The sequence below is a fragment of the Mycolicibacterium sp. ND9-15 genome (assembly GCF_035918395.1).
In the GTDB taxonomy this organism is placed as follows: domain Bacteria; phylum Actinomycetota; class Actinomycetes; order Mycobacteriales; family Mycobacteriaceae; genus Mycobacterium.
In genome coordinates this window covers 2,896,808-2,918,007 of sequence record NZ_CP142362.1, presented here as the reverse complement: position 1 = coordinate 2,918,007, position 21,200 = coordinate 2,896,808, and the positions used below count along the sequence as shown (strand labels likewise).

General features: G+C 65.8%; 18 protein-coding genes. 7 read left to right on the top strand and 11 right to left on the bottom strand.

The annotated features are described in order from the left end of the window. Positions 1–19: 19 nt before the first annotated feature. Together QGN32_RS14255 and QGN32_RS14250 are read right to left on the bottom strand one after the other, a co-directional pair. Positions 20–430 (bottom strand): hemophore-related protein, encoded by a 411-nt coding sequence (locus QGN32_RS14255; RefSeq protein ID WP_326545026.1) that lies wholly within the window; start codon positions 428–430, stop codon positions 20–22. Positions 431–551: 121 nt separating this feature from the next. After that, entirely contained in the window at positions 552–2,642 is a 2,091-nt protein-coding gene (locus QGN32_RS14250; RefSeq protein ID WP_326545025.1) for a RecQ family ATP-dependent DNA helicase, read from the bottom strand. Positions 2,643–2,734: 92 nt separating this feature from the next. Here QGN32_RS14250 and QGN32_RS14245 point away from each other — a divergent pair, with 92 nt between their 5' ends. After that, positions 2,735–3,016 (top strand): FmdB family zinc ribbon protein, encoded by a 282-nt coding sequence (locus QGN32_RS14245; RefSeq protein ID WP_326545024.1) that lies wholly within the window; start codon positions 2,735–2,737, stop codon positions 3,014–3,016. An 11-nt stretch (positions 3,017–3,027) separates the two neighbouring features. Further along, complete coding sequence (fmdA, locus tag QGN32_RS14240) at positions 3,028–4,281, top strand: formamidase (protein ID WP_326545023.1); 1,254 nt, start codon at positions 3,028–3,030, stop codon at positions 4,279–4,281. A gap of 25 nt (positions 4,282–4,306) precedes the next feature. Here the strand turns inward: fmdA and dmpG are convergent, their stop codons facing one another. Genes dmpG through QGN32_RS14225 form a run of 3 tightly spaced genes read right to left on the bottom strand, consistent with a single transcriptional unit; the run spans position 4,307 to position 7,079 of the window. After that, the gene (dmpG, locus tag QGN32_RS14235; protein ID WP_326545022.1) at positions 4,307–5,362 is read right to left on the bottom strand and encodes a 4-hydroxy-2-oxovalerate aldolase; all 1,056 of its coding nucleotides are present in this window, start codon (positions 5,360–5,362) and stop codon (positions 4,307–4,309) included. Continuing rightward, a complete protein-coding gene (locus tag QGN32_RS14230; protein WP_326545021.1) occupies positions 5,359–6,279 on the bottom strand; it encodes an acetaldehyde dehydrogenase (acetylating) in 921 nt (306 codons plus the stop codon). The genes dmpG and QGN32_RS14230 overlap by 4 nt, the downstream gene beginning before the upstream one ends. A 14-nt stretch (positions 6,280–6,293) precedes the next feature. Beyond that, positions 6,294–7,079, bottom strand: coding sequence for a 2-keto-4-pentenoate hydratase (locus tag QGN32_RS14225; RefSeq protein WP_326545020.1), 786 nt, complete (start codon positions 7,077–7,079; stop codon positions 6,294–6,296). Positions 7,080–7,143: 64 nt separating this feature from the next. On the opposite strand from QGN32_RS14225, the gene kstD reads away from it, so the two are divergent. Next, positions 7,144–8,835 (top strand): 3-oxosteroid 1-dehydrogenase, encoded by a 1,692-nt coding sequence (gene kstD, locus QGN32_RS14220; protein WP_326545019.1) that lies wholly within the window; start codon positions 7,144–7,146, stop codon positions 8,833–8,835. Position 8,836: 1 nt separating this feature from the next. Beyond that, positions 8,837–9,706: an enoyl-CoA hydratase ChsH3 gene (chsH3, locus tag QGN32_RS14215; protein ID WP_326545018.1), complete on the top strand. Its 870-nt coding sequence runs from the start codon at positions 8,837–8,839 to the stop codon at positions 9,704–9,706. Positions 9,707–9,726: 20 nt separating this feature from the next. Here chsH3 and QGN32_RS14210 read toward each other — a convergent pair whose 3' ends face one another. Then, a complete protein-coding gene (locus QGN32_RS14210) occupies positions 9,727–11,436 on the bottom strand; it encodes a hypothetical protein (RefSeq protein ID WP_326545017.1) in 1,710 nt (569 codons plus the stop codon). A gap of 260 nt (positions 11,437–11,696) precedes the next feature. On the opposite strand from QGN32_RS14210, the gene QGN32_RS14205 reads away from it, so the two are divergent. The 3 genes from QGN32_RS14205 to QGN32_RS14195 all read left to right on the top strand — a co-directional run bounded on the left by QGN32_RS14205 (position 11,697) and on the right by QGN32_RS14195 (position 16,573). Beyond that, positions 11,697–12,626 carry an MPT63 family protein gene (locus QGN32_RS14205; RefSeq protein ID WP_326545016.1) on the top strand — a complete coding sequence of 310 codons (930 nt, stop codon included), beginning with the start codon at positions 11,697–11,699 and terminating at the stop codon, positions 12,624–12,626. Positions 12,627–13,280: 654 nt separating this feature from the next. Continuing rightward, positions 13,281–13,709: an MmpS family transport accessory protein gene (locus QGN32_RS14200; RefSeq protein ID WP_326549071.1), complete on the top strand. Its 429-nt coding sequence runs from the start codon at positions 13,281–13,283 to the stop codon at positions 13,707–13,709. A gap of 29 nt (positions 13,710–13,738) precedes the next feature. Next, positions 13,739–16,573: an MMPL/RND family transporter gene (locus QGN32_RS14195; protein WP_326549070.1), complete on the top strand. Its 2,835-nt coding sequence runs from the start codon at positions 13,739–13,741 to the stop codon at positions 16,571–16,573. Between the two features lie 63 nt (positions 16,574–16,636). On the opposite strand, the gene QGN32_RS14190 is transcribed toward QGN32_RS14195, so the two are convergent. From QGN32_RS14190 to fadE29, 5 genes are read right to left on the bottom strand one after another with little or no spacing between them, the layout of a single operon-like run. Beyond that, a complete protein-coding gene (locus QGN32_RS14190) occupies positions 16,637–17,431 on the bottom strand; it encodes a hypothetical protein (RefSeq protein ID WP_326545015.1) in 795 nt (264 codons plus the stop codon). A gap of 44 nt (positions 17,432–17,475) precedes the next feature. Further along, positions 17,476–18,642, bottom strand: coding sequence for a 17-hydroxy-3-oxo-4-pregnene-20-carboxyl-CoA lyase (gene ltp2 / locus QGN32_RS14185; protein WP_326545014.1), 1,167 nt, complete (start codon positions 18,640–18,642; stop codon positions 17,476–17,478). Continuing rightward, complete coding sequence (locus QGN32_RS14180) at positions 18,642–19,076, bottom strand: MaoC family dehydratase (protein ID WP_326545013.1); 435 nt, start codon at positions 19,074–19,076, stop codon at positions 18,642–18,644. The genes ltp2 and QGN32_RS14180 overlap by 1 nt, the downstream gene beginning before the upstream one ends. Continuing rightward, positions 19,073–20,038 carry a bifunctional MaoC family dehydratase N-terminal/OB-fold nucleic acid binding domain-containing protein gene (locus tag QGN32_RS14175; RefSeq protein WP_326545012.1) on the bottom strand — a complete coding sequence of 322 codons (966 nt, stop codon included), beginning with the start codon at positions 20,036–20,038 and terminating at the stop codon, positions 19,073–19,075. Before QGN32_RS14175 ends, QGN32_RS14180 begins: the two co-directional genes overlap by 4 nt. Further along, a complete protein-coding gene (gene fadE29, locus QGN32_RS14170; protein WP_326545011.1) occupies positions 20,035–21,198 on the bottom strand; it encodes an acyl-CoA dehydrogenase FadE29 in 1,164 nt (387 codons plus the stop codon). The genes QGN32_RS14175 and fadE29 overlap by 4 nt, the downstream gene beginning before the upstream one ends. Positions 21,199–21,200 lie beyond the last annotated feature (2 nt).

Genomic DNA, 21,200 nt, shown 5'->3' with positions numbered 1-21,200 from the left:
AGATTTCGAGACTGATGAATTAGACGTCAGTCAAGGCGGCCGAGATAGGCGTCGGCGTCACCTCGATGCCACATTGGCTTGAGATTGCCGCTGCCGGCTCGTTGATCGCCTTCAACTCGGACTCGACCTGCGGATTCTCCGCGAAGTAGGTGCGGAAAGCCTGCGTGGCCTGGTCCTGCGGCTGCGCGGCGATTTCCGTCAGCGCCTCGTTGGCCTCGGGGTGCGAGGCGAGGTATGTGCTGGTCGATGCCGACACCGTGCTCGAGGTGTTGGCGATCGCGCTGACGCTGCAGGTGGTGTCCTGCGTCGGCCCCGGGGCCGGCTGCGCACTGGCGACCGGCATGACGATCGCGGCGGAACCGAACGCAAGCAGGCCGCCGGCGAACATGCCGTACAGGCCGCGTCGCACGGTCGTTGCGGACATCTTCATCGAAATCACTCCTTTGGTCTGCGACACGGTGGCCGCTCCTGAAGGCGTAACCGGTCCCGGGGGCGGCCTAAACAACCCCAGCCCAGATGGGGTGTTCCGGGCCCCGAAACACTCCGAGCGCTCAGCTGACGGCGGCGATCGCGAACGGCAGCACAGCCGGGGCGCCCGCCGCCCGCACCACACGCGCCGCCATCGTCAGCGTCCATCCGGTGTCGGTGACGTCGTCGACCAGCAACACCGGACCCGATATCCCTGACAGGTCCGGGGCGTCCCACGAACCACACAGCGCGGCGACGCGGTAGGCGGAGTTCGCGGCGGTCACCGGCCGACGACCGGGCGCGTACCGGAGGACGCCCAGGTCGGCGAGCCGGCCGAGGCGGGCAAGCGCCGCCGCCAGTGAGCCGATCAGGACCGGATGGGTGTCGGAGTCCATCGCCAACACCGCACTCGGCCGGGTCTCCCACTCCCACGACGCGAGCACCCGCACCGCGGCGTCGACCACGTCCTCGCCGGCCTCCGCATCCGGTTCGTCGAGCAGCCGCCGCAGCCGCGCACCCCACCCGAGGTCGGTCAACCGCCCGACGGCCCGCCCAGGCTCCGGACCGTCGGTGATCCGGCCGCGCAGATCCAGCCCGAGCGTGTGCAATCCCGACGGCCACTGCTTGCGTGGCGAGAGTTCGACCCCCGGCCGCATGAGCCTGGCTCTGGTGTCCTCGACGGCCGTGGCGTCAACCGCGGCCTCGTAGCGCGCTCCCGTGCAGTTGTCGCAGCGACCGCACCGCTCGCCCTCCGACAGCTCGGGATCGTCGAGTTGGGCCCGCAGGAAAGCCATTCGGCAGCGGTCGGTGTTTAGGTAGTCGAGCATCGCCTGCTGTTCGCGCTTGCGTGCTTCGTCGAGATTTCGGTAGCGCGGCTCGTCGTACTGCCAGTCCTGCCCGGTGCCGACCCAGCCGCCCTTCACCCGCCGCACCGCACCGTCGACGTCGAGCACCTTGAGCACCATCTCCAGCCGGGTGCGGTTGAGGTCGACGAGCGGTTCGAGTGCGGCCGTCGACTGCGGGCGCTCGGGTTCGAGAGCACGAATCACGTTGCGTACCATGGCTTCCGACGGGAACACCACCGACGAGAAGTACCGCCAGACATCCTGGTCCTCGCGGCCCGGCAGCAGGACCACCTCCGCGCTCTCGGTCGACCGGCCGGCGCGGCCCACCTGCTGGTAGTAGGCGATCGGCGAAGACGGCGCGCCCAGATGCACGACGAAACCGAGGTCGGGCTTGTCGAAGCCCATGCCCAGCGCCGACGTCGCAACAAGTGCCTTGACCCCGTTGGCCAGCAGGTCGGCCTCGAGTTGTTCGCGTTCGGCGGCCTCGGTCGAACCCGTGTAGGCCGCGACCGCATGCCCGTGTTCACGCAGCAGCGCCGCGATGTCGTGTGCCGCAGCGACGGTCAGCGTGTACACGATTCCCGAGCCGGGCAGCGAACCCAGTTGTGCGGCAAGCCAAGCCGCGCGTTGCGCAGGGTTGCCCGCGTTGACCACCGACAGCCGCAGCGACTCGCGGTCCAGCCCGCCGCGCAGCACCAGCGTGTCGTTGCGTACGTCTGAGGCGCCGACGCCCAACTGCGCGGCGACGTCGGCGACCACGCGGTCGTTGGCGGTCGCGGTGGTAGCCAGCACCGGGATGTCGACGCCGAGTTCGGCGATCAGGGTGCGGATCCGCCGGTAGTCGGGCCGGAAGTCGTGGCCCCAGTCGGAGACGCAGTGCGCCTCATCGACAACGACCAGTCCGGCGTCGCGCGCCAGCGCGGGCAGCACCGCATCGCGAAAGTCGGGGTTGTTCAGCCGTTCCGGGCTGACCAGGAGGACGTCGAGCTCACCGCGCTGGACACGGCGGTGGATGTCCTCCCACTCGGCGACGTTGCTCGAGTTGATGGTGGCGGCGCGCACGCCGGCCCGTTCGGCGGCGGCGACCTGGTTGCGCATCAGTGCCAGCAACGGCGACACGATCACCGTCGGGCCGTGGCCGTCGGCGCGCAGCAGTTTGGCCGCGATGAAGTAGACCGCCGACTTACCCCAGCCGGTGCGCTGTACGACCAGGGCGCGGCGCCGGTGCACCACCAGCGCCTCGATCGCCGCCCACTGGTCGTCGCGCAGGGTGGCGTGCGGCCCCGCCAACTGTTCGAGGATCGCCTGGGCCTGCTCGCGGGTCGTCACCGCTTCATCGTGCCCCAGGGTTACGTCGACCCCGACCGGGTATGCGGGTTGCACGTTGTCCGCGATGTCACCGGGCGAACAGGGAGATGACGATGGTCCTCTACGCATACCGATGCGAATCCGGCTGCGGCATCACCCAACAGATGCATCCCATGCACAACCGCCCGGACATCGTCGACTGCCCGGAATGCTCCGGACGTGCACGCAAGATGATGTCGGTGCCCCATGTGGGGCGTACCGGCATCGCGATGGCTCTCGAGGAAGCGACACGCGCCACCGCCGATCGCCCCGGGGTTGTCACCGCACCGCCGCCGACCATGCGTCGGCAGAGAACCAGCGCCAACCCGCTGCACCGAACGCTCCCGCGACCTTGATAGGGATTCCGATGCCTGAACTGATCTTTCCGCTCGACTCCACCAAGAGGTTTCCCGACCAACAGATAGTCGGCCACAACCGGTGGCATCCCGACATCCCAGCGGCGGTGACGGTCAAACCCGGTGATTCGTTTCGGGTGCACTGTCGGGAATGGTTCGACGGCGACATTCACAACGACGACTCCGCCGAGGACATCCGCGACGCTCCAATGTCCAAAGTGCACGCGCTGTCCGGACCGATCGCCGTCGAAGGTGTACGACGGGGCGATCTACTCATTGTGGACATCCTCGACGTTGGTCCCCTCCCACAGGAGGACTCCGGACCGCTCGCCGGGCAGGGCTGGGGCTACACCGGTATCTTCGCCAAGAGCAATGGTGGCAGTTTCCTCGTCGACCAGTTCCCGGACGCCTACAAGGCGGTCTGGGACTTCTCCGGCGAGAAGGCGACTTCACGCCACGTGCCCGGTGTCGAGTTCACCGGCATCACTCACCCCGGCCTGATGGGTACCGCGCCGTCGGCTGAGCTGCTCGAGAACTGGAACACGCGCGAGGCGGCGCTGATCGCGACGGACCCGGATCGCGTGCCGCCCCTGGCGCTGCCGCCTAACCCCACCGACGCCGTCTTGGGCACGTTGACCGGCGATGCCTTTGACAAGGTCGCGGCCCAGGCGGCCCGCACCGCGCCGCCGCGCGAGAACGGCGGCAACATGGACATCAAGAATCTGACCAGGGGCAGCCGGGTTTTCTACCCGGTGTTCGTCGACGGTGCCAACCTCTCGGTCGGGGACCTGCATTTCTCGCAGGGCGACGGCGAGATCACCTTCTGCGGCGGCATTGAGATGGGCGGATTCATCGACCTGCGGGTCGACGTGATCTCAGGCGGGATGGAGACGTACGGGGTGAGCGAGCACCCCATCTTCATCCCGGGCAACACTCAGCCGCAGTATTCCGAATGGTTGACGTTCTCCGGCACCTCGGTCACCCTCGACGGCGAGCAGCGGTATCTGGATTCTCAGCTTGCCTATCAGCGGGCATGCCTCCACGCAATCAACTACCTGACGAAGTTCGGGTACAGCCCGGAGCAGGCTTATCTCTTGCTGGGGGCGGCACCGATCGAGGGTCGGTTCTCGGGAGTGGTGGATATCCCCAATTCCTGTGCGACGGTGTATATCCCGACGGCGATCTTCGATATTCCCATCGCCCCGTCTACGGGCGAACCGGTGAAGATCGACCCGGGAATCGGCGCTCCGCACGCTGCGGCGTAGCTCCCTACGCGGCGATGCCGGGTCGTCAGCCGGCCGGGGCCGCGTCCTGCTCGCGTTTGATCTCCAGCGCGATGTCGATGAGCTGGTCCTCCTGGCCACCGATGAGCTTGCGCTGGCCGGCACGGTGCAGCAGCTGGTGGGCGGGCACACCGTAGCGCTCCGACTGGCGGATGGCGTGCTTGAGGAAGCTCGAGTACACCCCGGAATAGCCCATGATCAGGGCGTTGCGGTCCAGCAGGCATTCGGCAGGCATCGCGGGTGCGACGACCTCCTCGGCGGCGTCGGCGATGTCGAAGAAGTCGATACCGGTCTTGACGCCGATCTTGTCGAACACCCCGATCAGCGCCTCGACCGGAGCATTACCCGCACCGGCCCCGAACCGGCGGCATGACCCGTCGATCTGCTTGGCACCGGCGCGCACCGCCTCGATCGAGTTGGCGACGCCGAGCCCGAGGTTCTCGTGGCCATGAAAGCCCACCTGTGCGTCGTCACCGAGTTCGGCGACCAACGCCGCGACGCGGTCGCGCACCCCTTCGAGCACGAGCGCACCGGCCGAGTCGACGACGTAGACACACTGGCAGCCCGCGTCAGCCATGATCCGCGCCTGCTTCGCGAGCTTCTCCGGCGCAATGGTGTGGCTCATCATCAAAAAGCCCACGGTCTCCAGCCCCAGTTCGCGGGCCAGCCCGAAGTGCTGGATCGACACGTCGGCCTCGGTGCAGTGGGTGGCGACGCGGCAGATCGAGCCGCCGTTGTTCTGCGCCTCCTTGATGTCCTCCTTGGTGCCCACACCCGGCAGCATCAGAAACGCGATCTTCGACTCCGTGGCCGTCTCGGCGGCGAGCTTGATCAGTTCCTGTTCCGGTGTCTTGGAGAAGCCGTAGTTGAAGCTCGACCCACCCAGGCCGTCGCCGTGGGTCACCTCGATGACCGGGACACCCGCCGCATCCAACGCCGCGACGATCGCATGCACTTCGTCCTTGGTGAACTGGTGGCGTTTGTGATGGCTGCCGTCGCGCAGCGAGGTGTCGGTCATCCGGACGTCCCAGATCGGGTTGAAGTAGACGCCGTCGGTGCTCATGCTTGGCCTCCTCCGGCCGCCGCGGTCAACGCTTCTTTGGCGATCTCCTCGCCCACCTTGGTGGCCGCGGCGGTCATGATGTCCAGGTTTCCAGCGTAAGGCGGCAGATAGTCGCCCGCACCCTCCACTTCGACGAACACCGTGACCAGGTGGTTCCCACCGTTGACCACCGACGGTTCGTCGAACTGCGGTTCGTTGAGCAACCGGTAGCCCGGGACGTAGGTCTGCACCTCGGCCACCACTTCCTTGATGGACGCGGTGATCGCGGCGTGGTCGGCGTCCTCGGGAATCGCGCAGAAGATGGTGTCGCGCATGATCATCGGCGGCTCGGCCGGGTTGAGGATGATGATCGCCTTACCCCGCTGGGCACCGCCGATGTTCTGCACGCCGGCGCTGGTGGTCTTGGTGAACTCGTCGATGTTGGCGCGCGTGCCCGGACCGGCCGAGGCCGACGACACCGACGCCACAATCTCGGCGTACGGCACATCCACGACCCGGCTCACCGCGTACACCATCGGGATGGTGGCCTGTCCGCCGCAGGTGACCATGTTGAGGTTCGGGGCCTCGAGGTGCTCGTGCAGGTTCGCCGGAGGGATCACGCCGGGCCCGATCGCCGCGGGTGTCAGGTCGACCGCGCGAATGCCAGCCTCGGCGTATTTCGGCGCCGCGTCGCGGTGCACGTAGGCGCTGGTGGCCTCGAAAACCATGTCGGGCTTCTCACTTTGCGCCAGAAGCCAATCCACGCCCTCATGCGAGGTCTCCAACCCCAGCTTGCGGGCGCGGGCAAGCCCTTCGCTCTGCGGGTCGATGCCGATCATCCAGCGCGGCTCCAACCACTCCGAGCGCAGTAGCTTGTACAGCAGATCGGTGCTGATGTTGCCCGATCCGACGATCGCGACCGATGCCTTGTTCGGCATATCTAGCTCCTCGATTATTCGAAATCCAAACGCACCGAGCCGAGCCCGGCGAAGTCTGCCACGTACTGCGCGCCGGGAGTGGCGTCGAACGCTTTGGTGCACGACCCCGGCAACACGATGTCACCGGCCTTGAGGCGAACCCCGAAGCTGTCCACCTTGCGGGCCAGCCAGGCGACCGCGGTCACCGGGTTGCCCAGCACCGCATCGCTGCGGCCCTTTGCCACCACCTCGCCGTTGCGGGTCAAAGTGGCGGTGATGGCCCTTATATCTATGTCCTTGGGCGAGACCCTGTTCTCACCGAGCACCCAACCGGCCGAGGACGCGTTGTCGGCGATCGTGTCGCAGAGTTTGATCTTCCAGTCCTTGATGCGGGTGTCGATCAGCTCGATGGCGGGTGCGAACGCGGCCGTCGCCGCCAGCACGTCGTCCTCGGTGCAACCGGCCCCGGGAAGGTCGTCGGCCAGAATGAAGCCGACTTCCACTTCGACGCGCGGATAGAGGTAGTCGGCGGACTTGACTGGAGTCTGTTCGGAGACGGCCATCTCGTCGAGCAGATGCCCGTAGTCGGGTTCGTCGACGTTCATCATCTGCTGCATCGCCTTCGACGACAACCCCACCTTGTGGCCGATGACCCTGGCCCCCTCGGCGACGCGCTGGCGGATGTTGATCAGCTGGATCTCGTAGGCATCCACGACGTCGATGTCCGGATGTGCGTCGGTCAACGGTGCAATCGGGACCCGGCTGCGCTCGGCCTGTGCGAGGTCGGCGGCCAGCTGTTGGCGCACCTGGTCAGTGAGCATCCTTATGAAGTCCCCTTGTTCTGTTGACCGGCGCGGTTGTGGGTCCACCGCGCAATTCTATAACGTGTTCTACATGAGTGGTCAGGAGTATGACGTCGTTGTGGTGGGGAGCGGCGCGGCCGGTTTGGTCGCTGCGCTGACCGCAGCCCATCAGGGACTTTCCACAGTAGTCGTCGAGAAGGCTGCACACTACGGCGGTTCCACTGCGCGGTCAGGTGGTGGTGTGTGGATCCCGAACAATGAGGTCCTAGAGCGCGACGGCGTCAAGGACACGGCCGACGCCGCCCGCACCTACCTGCACAACATCATCGGTGACGTCGTCCCCGCCGAGAAGATCGACACCTATCTCGACCGCGGCCCGGAGATGCTGTCGTTCGTGCTCAAACACTCACCGTTGAAGCTGTGCTGGGTGCCCGGCTACTCCGACTATTACCCCGAGACGCCGGGCGGGAAGCCAACGGGCCGTTCCGTGGAACCCAAGCCATTCGACGCGCGCAAGCTCGGCGCCGACCTGCCGGGCCTGGAGCCGCCATACGGCAAGGTCCCGCTCAACGTGGTCGTCATGCAGCAGGACTACGTCCGGCTCAACCAGCTCAAGCGTCATCCCCGCGGCGTGCTGCGCAGCCTCAAGGTCGGTGCGCGCACGATGTGGGCCAAGGCCACCGGCAAGAATCTGGTCGGCATGGGCCGGGCGCTGATCGCACCGTTGCGTATCGGTCTGCGCGACGCGGGCGTGCCCGTGCGGCTCAACACGGCGCTGACCGATCTCTACGTCGTGGACGGCGTCGTCCGCGGTATCTACGTTCGGGACGCTTCGGCACCGGAGTCCGTTGAGCCCGAGCTGATCCGGGCGCGCCGCGGTGTGATTCTCGGCTCGGGCGGCTTCGAGCACAACGAGCAGATGCGGGTGAAATACCAGCGCGCCCCGATCACCACCGAGTGGACGGTGGGCGCCAAGGCCAACACCGGTGACGGCATCATCGCCGCCGAGAAGCTGGGCGCCGCGCTCGACATCATGGAGGACGCGTGGTGGGGCCCGACGGTGCCGCTGGTGGGTGCGCCGTGGTTCGCGCTGTCGGAACGCAACTCGCCGGGTTCGATCATCGTCAACATGGCGGGCAGACGGTTCATGAACGAATCGATGCCCTATGTCGAGGCGTGCCACCACATGTACGGAGGCCAGTACGGGCAGGGACCGGGCCCCGGCGAAAACATTCCGGCGTACCTGGTGTTCGACCAGCAGTACCGCGATCGCTACATCTTCGCCGGACTTCAACCCGGACAACGGATTCCGACTAAGTGGCTGGAGTCGGGCGTGATCGTCACGGCGGACACGCTCGAGGAGCTGGCGGAGAAGACCGGGCTGCCGGTGGAGGCGTTCAAGGCAACGGTCGAGCGCTTCAACGGCTTCGCCCGGTCCGGTCTCGACGAGGACTTCAGGCGCGGCGAGAGCGCGTATGACCGGTACTACGGCGATCCGACCAACAAGCCCAATCCCAACCTGGGCGAGATCACCCACCCGCCCTATTACGCGGCCAAGATGGTGCCCGGCGACCTGGGCACCAAGGGTGGCGTCGTCACCGACGTGCATGGCCGTGCCCTGCGCGACGACGGGTCGGTGATCGAAGGACTCTATGCTGCAGGCAATGTCAGCGCGCCGGTGATGGGGCACACTTACCCCGGTCCAGGCGGGACCATCGGCCCAGCGATGGTGTTCGGTTACCTTGCAGCACTGCATATCGCCGGAAAGGCTTGAAATGCCCATCAATCTCGACGAGGCGCTCGGCGCTGAGCTTCCCGCCGCCGAGTTCTCGTGGACGAGCAGCGACGTCCAGCTCTACCACCTCGGGCTGGGGGCCGGCACCGACCCGATGAACAAGCGCGAACTGCGCTACCTGACAGACGAAACCCCGCAGGTGCTACCGACATTCGGTAATGTCGCGCAAAGCTTCCACATGACCGACCCTCCGACGGTGAAGTTCCCCGGCATCGACATCGAGCTCTCCAAGGTGCTGCACGCCAGCGAGGCCGTGACGGTACCGGGCCCGATCCCGCCGGCGGGCACCGGGATCGCGGTCACGCGCTTCACCGACATCTGGGACAAGGGCAAGGCCGCGGTGATCTGGTCGGAGACCACGGTGACGGCGCCCGACGGCACACTGTTGTGGACCCAGAAACGCTCGATCTTCGCCCGCGGCGAAGGCGGCTTCGGCGGGGAGCGCGGACCGTCTACGTCATCGGAACCGCCGCAGCGAAATCCCGACCTCGAACTGGCCATCCCGGTGTCGCCCCAGCAGGCGTTGCTCTACCGGATGTGCGGGGACCGCAACCCACTGCACTCCGATCCGGACTTCGCCGCCGCCGCGGGCTTTCCGCGCCCGATCCTGCACGGTCTGTGCACTTACGGCATGACCTGCAAGGCGATGGTCGACGCCCTGCTCGGCGGCGACACTGCCCAGGTCGGCAACTACGGTGCCCGCTTCGCCGGTGTGGTGTTCCCCGGCGAGACGCTCAAGGCAAGCGTCTGGAAGGACGGCGACGGCTTCGTCGCGAGGGTGACCGCACCCGAGCGTGACGACGCGGTAGCCCTTGCCGGTGTGGAGTTGACCCCGGCCTCAGCGGCCTAAGCGCGCGACCAGTCCTGCCGCTACGGGGTAGAACCGGCTGCGCCGTTTCCGCCGTTGCCACCTTCGCCGCCGGCTCCGCCTGTGGTCCCGGACGGGCCGTTGCCGGAATTACCGGCGTTACCTGCATTACCGGACGGCCCGATATTTCCGTCCGACGTGTAGGACCTGCCGCCGGTGCCGCCCTTGCCGCCGGCCCCGCCGGTGCCACCGGTGCCGTTGACGCCGTTACTGCCGGTGCTGCCGCGACTGCCGAATATTCCTCCGGCGCCGCCCTTGGCGCCGCTGCCACCGGTGCCGGCGTCGCCGCCCTTGCCGCCGGTGCCCCCATTGCCGCCTCTGCCACCCGGTGCATTCCCCGGATATGTCGACCTGCTCGGGCTGGATTGGAGATTCTGCACCGCGCCGGCACCACCAAGGCCGCCGTTACCGCCGTTGCCGCCCTTGGCGCCGTTACCGCCGTTGCCACCATCGGCGCCGTTCCCGCCGTTGCCGCCGTTTCCGACCAGAAGCCCTCCGCGGCCCCCCTTGCCGCCGGAACCACCGTTGGTTCCGTTGGACCCGGCCGTGCCGGCACCGCCGTTGCCGCCGTCTCCACCTTTTCCACCTTTTACAACGCCCGTGGTTTCCGGATTGGACGAGAACAACACCACCGTCTCATTGCCGCCGCTGCCGCCGTTGCCGCCCGCGCCGCCGCCGGGACCGCCGTCACCGCCGTCGCCGCCGGCGCCTCCTGTGCCGTTATAGCGAGCCGATCCGCCGGTGCCCGTGCCGCCGTTCCCACCAGGCGCTCCCGCGATGTCGGTGTCGGCGCCGTTACCGCCGTTACCGCTGACCGCGATCGAGGTGTTGTTGTTCGGTCCATTGGAAGTCGCGAGTTGCCCCCGACCTCCGTTGCCGCCTCCCGTAGCCCCTGCCTGACCCGGTGCGCCCGGTCCTCCGTTGGCTCCGATAACTGTGCCCGTACCAGTCACGTCCGTCGCTGGACTCGGGTAACTCGTGCCGGTCGCAGCACGCGTGCCGTCCCAGGTGGGATTGACGCCGTCTGCGCCGTTCCAGCCCAGGCCGCCGTTGCCGCCGTTTCCGCCGTTGCCGATCAGGGTGAATTTCCCGACGCTGCCGCCGTTGCCCCCGTTGCCGCCGTTGCGGGTGGCATCACCGGCTGCACCGTTGCCGCCGTGGCCGGCGTTACCGATCAACGCGAACGCTCCCACGTTTCCGCCGTTGCCGCCGGCCCCATCGCGGAAGCCGAGGACGCCGTCGGCACCGTTTCCGCCGTTACCGCCGAACAACCCGGCGTTGCCACCGTTGCCGCCGTTGGCCCCGTTGCCGCCGTTTCCGAACAAGATTCCACCGTTGCCGCCGTCGCAGGCTGAGCCGACGCAGTCGGCAGCAGCGTTCAGGCCGTTGCCGATCAACCAGCCACCGGGTCCGATCATCGGCCGTCCCCCGAAATCGGTGAACGCCGCGGTGAAGCTCACAGCTGTCGGACCACCCCCGCTGGGCCCGATCAACTTGTGTTCGTACAGCCGCCAGAAATCATCGGTAACGGGAGCCAACGGCACCATCACCGATTCCACGGAGGTCAACTGAACCACCGGTGAGGCGTTCGTCGGCGCCGGCGGCGCCATCAGCAGAGCGCCACCCCCCGCCACCGCTGCCGCGCCAATTCCGGCACCGAAGTATTGCCGAATCCGCGACATGTCTCGACGAGCTTTTCGGTGTTTGGCCATGTCGTGAACTCCTCAAACGCGGTGAAACATTTCATCCCCGAGCGGTCTACCTGCTGTCCTCCGCGACGCTAATAGCCTGCTGAGAACGACCGCGAGGGTACAAAGTCATTACGGCTTAGAACCATTTGCCATCCCTGAAGATGACCCGCGTTGATCGAATAACCACTGAGCCGAACTTGGCAGCGTCCGCAATTTCCGAGCGACCTGATAGTTTCGTTTTCGGTGACCATTCCAATCCTCGGACGAATCAGGAGTACATCTTGAAGTTCACCAAGATCACCAGCATGTTTGCCGCAACTGCGACCGCCGGCTTCATCGGGATACCGCTGGCGGCCGCCGAACCTGCAGAGCCCGAAGCCACCCAAACCGGGCCCACCGTCCAGACCCAGACGCTCGGGACCCAGGGCAAGTTGGTCGACGGGGCCGTCATCCAGGGCTGGACCGTGACCAACCTCCAGCCGAGCAGCGACGCCATCCCGCATCAGGTGAATGGGACGCTGTGGGAAGCTACGGCGACCGACCACGCGATCCAGGGGTCGGTGACGCCCATCGTGTCGAATCTGAACGCCAGGGCCGCGGACGGTCAGACCTACCGAGCGCTGTTCGGAGTGGCCTCCGCGCAGGGCGTGAACCCGTCCACGCTAGCCCCGGGACAGGAGACGACCGGCAAGGTCTATTTCGACGTCACCGGCGCGAGCCCCGACAGCGTGGTGTACAACGCCGGCGGACAGGATCTGCTGGTGTGGACCCAGCCACCCGCCTCGAGCTCGAGCAGCTCGTCGCAGGCGACAGCCGCACCCGCGGAGGCCCCGGCCACCGAAACTACGGAAGGCACGGAGGCCGCTCCGGAAGGCACGACCGCCGCTCCGGAAGGCACGACCGCCGCTCCGGAAGGCACGGAGGCCGCTCCTGCCGCAACAGGTACCGAGGTACCCGAAGGCAGCCAGGGCACCCCGCTTCCTGAGGGCAGCCAGGGCACCCCGCTTCCCGAAGGCAGCGAGGGCACGCCGGTCGAGCCCGCCGAAGCCGCTCCGGTTCCGCCCGCGGAGGGCACACCTGCTCAGCCTGCCCACGGCGCGCCGGCTCCGGCCGGCACCGAGGGCGCCCCGCAACCTGCGGTAAGCCACGGCACCCCGCTACCCGCGGGTGACCAGGCGCAGACCCCGAGCACCTACGCGCCCACTCCCTGACGGAATCGGGCAAGTCAACCGGTCAGCGTCGTCACGAGTGCAACGACCACCACGTGTACAGCTGTGGGAAGGTCGGGCCAGTCGGCCCCGCTCGGACGGCGCTGACCGGTTGACCGTCCTGCAAGCCGCAGAGGAGATTTCCGCTGATCTTGTCGGAGTGGCGTTGCGGCCCCGTCCGTCGAACCGGTGAAAGACGTGGGACCACACCGACGTTCCGACGGCGGTCCTCCACAGGACCTCTAACCGGCTACCGGTCGGCGATGAGGATCTCGCACATCGGTCGGGCGATTCGAGCGCGATCGACGCGACGCTGGGCGAAATATAGTCCGGCACAAAGGGAAACAAGACCGCGCGCCGACCCTGGAGGCGCCTGTCCGTAAGCGCGGCAAGCCCACCCGATTCCCGCTCGGCACGGCCACTCGGTGAACTAGCCTCGTCTCCCGGGGGTACGTACACCTGAGCGGCCAACTTGCGTGCTTCGCACACGTTCGCGTCGTGATGAGCGGCCCGAGCGCTACGCTCAGTTGCCGAAGCAGCGACCTTGGGTTCGACACGTCTGTCGCAGAAACTTCGTCGCCCGGGGGCCTCGCCCCATAGATACCCTACGGGGTATCGTATTCGAGCGGTCGCAGGCACAAATGAGGGGGTTCGGCGATTCTGACGATTCTCAAGCGTTTCTGGGTGCCGGTTATCGTCGTGGTGGCAGCGGCCGGCGGCGCCCTGGGCGTACTCCAACTCCGCAGCGTTTTCGGCTCCGACAAGGTCTTCTCGCAGCCCAGCAGCACCGAGAACATCGTGTCGGTCAACGTCAAACAGGTGACGTACGAAATTTTCGGCCCGCCCGCCACAGCTGGCGGCGTCAGCTTTCTGGACGAGAACGCTGAGTCGCAGAGCGTCCAGTTCACCAGCCTGCCGTGGACGCACACCCTCACCACGACGATCCCGGCCGTCACCGCTTATGTGGTGGCGCAGGGCAACAGTCCTGACATCGGCTGCCGCATCACCGTCAACGGCGTGGTCAAGGAAGAGCAGTCCTCCGAGGGACACGACGCACAGACCTTCTGTCTGGTGAAAGCCGCATGAGCGCCACCGGCGAACCGCCGTCGAGGCTGATGCGCGTCATGCGTGCACTAGCCTGGCCGATCATCATCATCTGGGTGGGCGTGACCATCGTGGTCAACGTTTTCGTACCCCAGATCGAAGCGGTGGCCCGCGAGCATGCGGTGTCGATGTCACCCAACGACGCCCCGGCGGTGATCGCCGCCAAGCGCATCGGCGCAAAGTTCGAGGAATCCGATTCCGACAGCATCGTGATGGTCGTTCTGGACAGCGATCACGAACTCGGCAGCGAAGCGCGGCGTTATTACGACGATCTGGTGAAGCGGCTGGAGGCCGACACCACCCATGTGCAGCATGTGCAGGACCTGTGGGGAGATCTGGTCACCGCCGGTGGAGTGCAGAGCGCCGACGGCAAGGCCGCCTACACACAGGTGAACGTCGCCGGCAACCAGGGCAGCACGTTGGGGATCGAGTCCGTCGACGCGGTACGCACGATCGTCGACGACATCACGCCGCCCAGCGGAGTCCGCGCGCATGTCACCGGGCCTGCGGCACTCACCGCGGACATGACCGAGGCCGCCGACAAGAGCATGTTCAAGATGATGGGCGTGACCGGCGTGGTCATCGTGATCATGCTGCTGTTGACCTATCGCTCCATCACCACGACACTGCTCGCGCTGGTCATGGTCGGCGTCGGTATGGGCACCGCCAGAGGTGTCGTGGCGCTGCTGGGCGACCATGGCTTGCTGGGGTTTTCCACGTTCGTGGTCGCGTTGCTGTCGTCGCTGGCGATCGCGGCGGGAACCGACTACGCGATCTTTCTCATCGGTCGTTATCAGGAGGCCCGCCGCGCCGGCGAGGACCGGGAAACCGCTTACTACACGATGATTCGCGGTACCTCCCACGTCATCATCGGTTCTGGGTTGACGATCGCGGGGGCGACCGCCTGTCTGCATCTAGCTCGGTTGGACTATTTCAAGACGCTGGGTTTCCCTTCCGCGCTGGGCATGCTCATCGTCATCGCCGGGGCGATGACCGTGGGTCCGGCGGTCGTCGCCGTGGCGAGTGGTTTCGGTCTGCTCGAACCCAAAGGGACGGCGGCAACGCACCGGTGGCGGCGGATCGGCACCGCGAATGTCCGCTGGCCCGCGCCGGTGTTCGCCGCCTCGTTGATCACGGTGATCGCCGGCTTCGCGATCATGCCGACCATGAAGATCAGCTTCAACGACCGCTACTACATACCTGACCATCTACCGTCCAACGTCGGATATGACGCGGCCGAAGAGCATTTCTCGTTTGCGAGGCTCAATCCCGATATCTTGATGATCGAAGGCGACCACGATATGCGGAATCCGAGCGACATGATCATCCTGGACCGGATCGCCAAGGATATCTTTCGGTTACCCGGAGTTGCTCGGGTGCAGAGCATTACGAGGCCGCTGGGCGGACCGACTGAGCATAGCTCTATACCCTTTCAGATCAGCATGCAGTCGGTCCCGATCACAGCGAACCTGCAGTTCATGAAGGACCGTATGGACGACATGCTCGCCATGAGCGGTGATCTCGGCGCCATGATCGACTCGATGCAACGGGTGCACAGTCTGGTGGTCGCGATGAGTGGCACCGTCAACCGTATGACGCAGGATGTGGAAGTCATACAATCCACGGTCGGCGAGATGCGCGACAAACTCGCGGATTTCGACGACTTCTGGCGCCCCTTGCGTAACTATCTCGCGTGGGAACCCCACTGTTTCAATATCCCTGTTTGCTGGTCGACCAGATCGATATTCGCCGCTCTCGATGACGTCGATAAGTTCACCGAAGATATGGATGGGCTCGTTCGTGACATGCACGATGTGGACACGGTTATACCGCAGATGGCAAGGGAAATCCCGCCGATAATCGCGGTGGCGAATTCCATGCGAGCGAGCCTGTTGACCATACACAGCAGCTTCGCCGGAATGATCAAACAAATGGAACGCATGACCGACACCGCAGCCGCGATGGGCCATGCCTTCGACTCGTCGAAAAATGACGACTATTTCTACCTGCCGCCCGAGGCGTTCGACAACCCCGACTTCCAACGCGGGCTGGAGATTTTCCTGTCGCCGGACGGCAAGGCGGCACGCTTCATGATCACGCACACTGAGGATCCGGCTACCCCCGCGGGCATCGCAGCGGTCAAACCGGTATTGGAGACCGCGCGCCACGCGGTGAAGGGATCGCCGCTGGCGGACGCCAGATTGGATCTCACCGGCACGGCCGCTATTTACAACGACATCCAAACCGGCTCCACCTACGACGTCATGCTCGTCGGACTGGCGGCGGTCACACTGATCTTCATCGTGATGCTGATCATCGTCCGCTCCCTGGTGGCGGCGAGTGTGATCGTCGGCACCGTGTTGCTGTCACTCGGTGCCGCGTTCGGGTTGTCGGTGCTGGTCTGGCAGCACATTTTCGGACTGGAACTGAACTGGATCACGCCGGTGTTCGGGGTGATCGTGCTTCTGGCCGTCGGGTCGGATTACAACCTGTTGCTGGTTTCCCGGTTCAAGGAGGAGATCGGTGCGGGATTGAAAACGGGCATCATTCGGTCGATGGCCAGCACCGGTGGAGTGGTTACCGCGGCGGGCCTCGTGTTCGCCTTCACCATGATGTCCATGGTCGCCAGTGACTTACGCTCCATCGGCCAGGCCGGCAGCACGATCGGCATCGGTCTGCTGTTCGACACCTTGATTATTCGATCGCTGATGACGCCGTCGATTGCGGCGTTGCTGGGACGCTGGTTCTGGTGGCCACAGCAGATTCGGCCGCGCCCGGCCAGCTCGATGCTGCGCCCCTACGGACCTCGCCCGCTGGTTCGTGCCCTGCTCCAGAGCGACAAATAGTTTTACTGCGAGCCGCACGGAGTGCGCCGCGTGGCCGTCGCTCAAGCCGAGCGGTCAGCGTCGTCACGAGTGCGACGACCACCACGCGTACAGCTGTGGGAAGGTCGGGCCAGTCGGCCCGCCTCGGACGGCGCTGACCGTCATCTTGGCCTCGTCGGTCCACACGACGGTCGGTTGACTCTCCTGCAAGCCGCAGAAGAGATTTCCGCTGATCTTGTTCGGCGTGGCGTTGCGACGCCACGGCCCGGGTGACTGAATGTTGCCCGGACAGTTGACCCGGGTCGCGGCGGCGATCGCGTCATTGAAGACGAGTTCCAGTGAAGGTTTGTCACCGACCAGGCTGTAGGTCGCCGAGAGCGGCCCTCCAGGATCGCTGTTTCGATCGCAATCCACTTGTGTCAAAACGTTTTCCGGGGCGGGTACCGATTCGCACGCGTCCGTCCGATATCCCTTTGGCAGCTGCTGCATCAGCCGGGTGCCGTCTTCGGAGATGGCCGTCGGCTCCTCGGCGCTCGGCGGTTGAGCGCTGTCCTCGGATGGCCGCGTTAACCAGAAGATCAGGCCACCGACCGCGACCACCACACCGATGGCGGCAGTACCGATGATCAACGGTTTCGGATCACGCCGCCGCGCAGGCCGTGGGCTCACCGTCAGTGGCGCGTCGAACCTGTCTGTCCAGGCGGGTTGCGCGGGTTGCAGGTCGCCGCGCCGGGTCTCCCGTTCGGTATCAGCCGGTTCGTCGGGCAAAACCTCCTGCAGCGGACCGGTGTCCGCCTCATCGGGTTCCGGTGAGTGGATGTCGTCGACCGGGAGGTCGGGCTCCTGCGGCCACGGCTCTTGTGGCGTGGACGAATTCACCCCTCAGAGGGTAGTAGGCGGGCCGGGCGGCCCGCACCGGACGCTCAGCCCAGGATCAGGCCAGAGGTCGGCACACCGGTGCCCGCGGTGACGAGCACATGCTCGACGTCCGGCACTGGGTTGACCGACGTCCCGCGGAGCTGCCGAACGCCCTCGGCGATCCCGTTCATGCCGTGGATGTAGGCCTCGCCCAACTGGCCGCCATGGGTGTTGATCGGCAGGCGTCCGCCGATCTCGATCGCCCCGTCCTTGATGAAGTCCTTGGCGTCGCCCCGCTCGCAGAAGCCGAGCTCCTCCAACTGAATCAGCGTGAACGGGGTGAAATGGTCGTAGAGCACCGCGGTTTGGATGTCGTCTGGCTTCAGGCCCGACTGCTCCCACAACTGCCTACCGACGAGACCCATTTCGGGCAGCCCGAGTTCGGGCCGGTAATAGCTCGTCATCGAGTACTGGTCGGGGCTGGAACCCTGCGAGGCCGCCTCGATGATCGCCGGGCGATGCTTGAAATCCTTGGCCCGCTCGGCCGACGTGACCACCAGCGCCACTCCGCCGTCGGTCTCCTGACAGCAGTCGAGCAGACGCAGCGGTTCGGCGATCCACCGCGAATTCTGGTGATCCTCGATGGTGATCGGCTTCTCGTAGAAGTACGCCTTCGGATTCTTCGCCGCGTGCTTACGATCCGCGACCGAGATCATGCCGAAGTCCCTGCTGGTGGCGCCGGACTGGTGCATGTACCGCCTGGCGATCATCGCGACCTGGGCGGCGGGGGTCGACAGCCCGTGCGGGTAGGAGAACGAATTGTCGACGCCCGTGGAGTCGGCGTTCTCCACCAACCGCATCTGCACCTGGCCGAACCGCACGCCCGAGCGCTCGTTGAACGCCCGATATGCCACAACACAATCCGCGACGCCGGTCGCGACCGCGATCGCGGCCTGCTGCACGGTGGCGCAGGCCGCCCCGCCGCCGTGGTGGATCTTGGAGAAGAACTTCAGCTCGCCAATGCCCGTCGCCCGTGCGATCGCAACCTCGGTATTGGAGTCCATCGTGAACGTGACCATGCCGTCCACATCGGCGGGTGTGAGCCCCGCGTCGTCGAGTGCGTCCAACACCGCCTCCGACGCGAGACGAAGTTCGCTTCGACCGGAGTCCTTGGAGAAGTCGGTGGCGCCGATCCCGACGATCGCCGCCTTCCCCGACAGTGCGCCCGACATCAGGCGTTGCCTCCGATCGACAAAGTGGCAGTGGCGATCACGTGATCGCCCAGGCTGTTGCTGCCGACGACTTTCAGCGTGACGACGCCGGCCTCGATCGCGGTCACCTCTCCCCGAAACGTCACCGTGTCATAGGCGTACCACGGCACACCGAGACGCAGCGAGATCGACTTGATGATCGCAGTCGGACCGGCCCAGTCGGTGATGTAACGCTGCACCAGGCCGGTGTCGGTGAGGATGTTGACGAAGATGTCCTTGCTGCCCTTGGCCTGGGCCTTGTCCCGGTCGTGGTGGACGTCCTGGTAGTCGCGCGTCGCGATGGCCGTCGACACGATGAACGTCGGGTCGCCGTAGAGAGCGAGTTCGGGCAGCTTGGTGCCGACAGAGATCGACGGAGCCGCTCCGGTGGCGACATCCGACGTGCGCGCGCTCATGCGTCCCGCTCCCACGCATAAAGCGTCCACGCCGGACCGGAGTCGCCTTCAGGAAAGTCGATATATGTTGCGTGAACCGGCATTCCGATCTCCACGGTGGCTGGGTCGACGTTGCGGAGTTGCCCGAGCATCCGCACACCTTCTTCGAGTTCGACGAGGGCAATGACGAACGGTAGCGTGCGACCGGGCACCTTGGGCGCATGGTGCACCACGAAGCTGAACACGGTGCCCTTGCCGCTGGCGACGACGTAGTCGGTCGGCTTGTCTTTGTCTTGCCAGAGCGCGGGCACTGGCGGGTGTACCAACGTGCCGTCGGCGCGCTTCTGGATGCGCAGCTCGTGTTCGTTGACACCGTCCCAGAAGAACTTGGTGTCGCGCGACGACGCCGGCCGCATCATCATGTCGGCGTCCAGGTCGTCGGGTACCGCCGCACCCCCATCCTTGTCGGCCGGCTTGAACTTCATAATGCGCCACATCATCTCGGCGACTGGGCTTTCTACGTCATCACCCACTGTCCAGGTGATCTTCTGTGTGATGAAGAAGCCCTCGCCGAGAGCGGTGTTCTTCGGTCCGATGACGTCGGTCAGTTCCGCGGTGACACTGACCTCCTCGCCGACGCGAAGATACCGGTGGTAGGTCTGCTCGCAGTTGGTCGCGACGACGCCGATATAGCCGGCGTCGTCGAACAGGTCGAGGATCCTGCCCAGGGGGTCGTCGTCCGGCCGGACGCCGCCGAGCCCCATCATCGTCCAGACCTGGATCATTGCCGGCGGCGCGACGGCACCGGGATGCCCGGCCGCCTTGGCCGCGGCGTCGTCGACGTAGATGGGGTTCTTGTCGCCCATCGCATCGAGCCAGTGGTCGATCATGGGCTGATTGACCGGGTGCCTGCCGACCCGCGGCTTGCTCCTGCCTTCGGCCTTGACCCGTTCGGCGGCCGCCTTGATGTCCTCGACTGTCACCGCGGCACCCTCGGAACCTTCAGGCCCGCCGCCGCGATCATCTCTCGCATCACCTCGTTGACACCTCCGCCGAACGTGATCACCAGGTTTCGTTTCGTCTGGGAATCCAGCCATTCCAGCAATTCCGCGGTGTCGGGTTCGGCCGGATTGCCGTACTTGCCGACGATCTCCTCGGCGAGGCGCCCGGCGTACTGAATCCGCTCGGTGCCGAAGACCTTGGTCGCGGCCGCGTCGGCGACGTCAATGGTCTCCCCCGCCGCGGCGACCTGCCAGTTGAGTAGCTCATTGATTCGCCACATCGCCTTGAGTTCGCCGAGCGAGCGCTTGACGTCGTCGTGGTTCATCGGGATGTCGCCGTTGCCACCGGGTTTCGACGCCCATGCGTGCACTCGGTCATAGAGGCCGGCGAACCGGCCCGCCGGCCCGAGCATCACGCGTTCGTTGTTGAGCTGTGTCGTGATCAGCTTCCATCCGCCGTTCTCCTCACCGACAAGCATGTCGGCGGGCACCCGGACGTCGTTGTAATAGGTGGCGTTGGTGTGGTGGGCACCGTCGGACAGGATCATCGGCGTCCAGGAGTAGCCGGGATCCTTGGTGTCGGCGATGAGGATGGAAATCCCCTTGTGCTTCACCGCCTCCGGGTCGGTGCGGCACGCCAGCCAGATGTAGTCGGCGTCGTGGCCACCCGTGGTGAACACCTTCTGTCCGTTGACGACGTATTCGTCGCCCTGACGCACCGCGGTGGTGCGTAGCGACGCGAGGTCGGTGCCCGCCTCCGGCTCGGTGTAACCGATCGCGAAGTGCACGTCGCCGGCGAGGATCGCGGGCAGGAACTTCTTCTTCTGGGCATCCGTGCCGTACTGCTGCAGCGTGGGTCCGACCGTCTGCAGGGTGACTGCCGGCAGCGGTACGTCGGCGCGTTGCGCCTCATTGACGAAAATCGACTGCTCGATCGGGCCGAAGCCGAGCCCGCCGAACTCCTTGGGCCACCCGACGCCGAGCTTGCCGTCCGAGCCCATTCGCTTGATGACCGCACGATAGGCCTTGCCGTGGCGGTTCTTCTCCATCTCCTTCGCCTCTTCGTCAGAGATGAGATTCGAGAAGTAATCCCGCAATTCAGCTTGCAGCTGCTTTTGTTCGGGCGTCAGTTCGATGAACATTC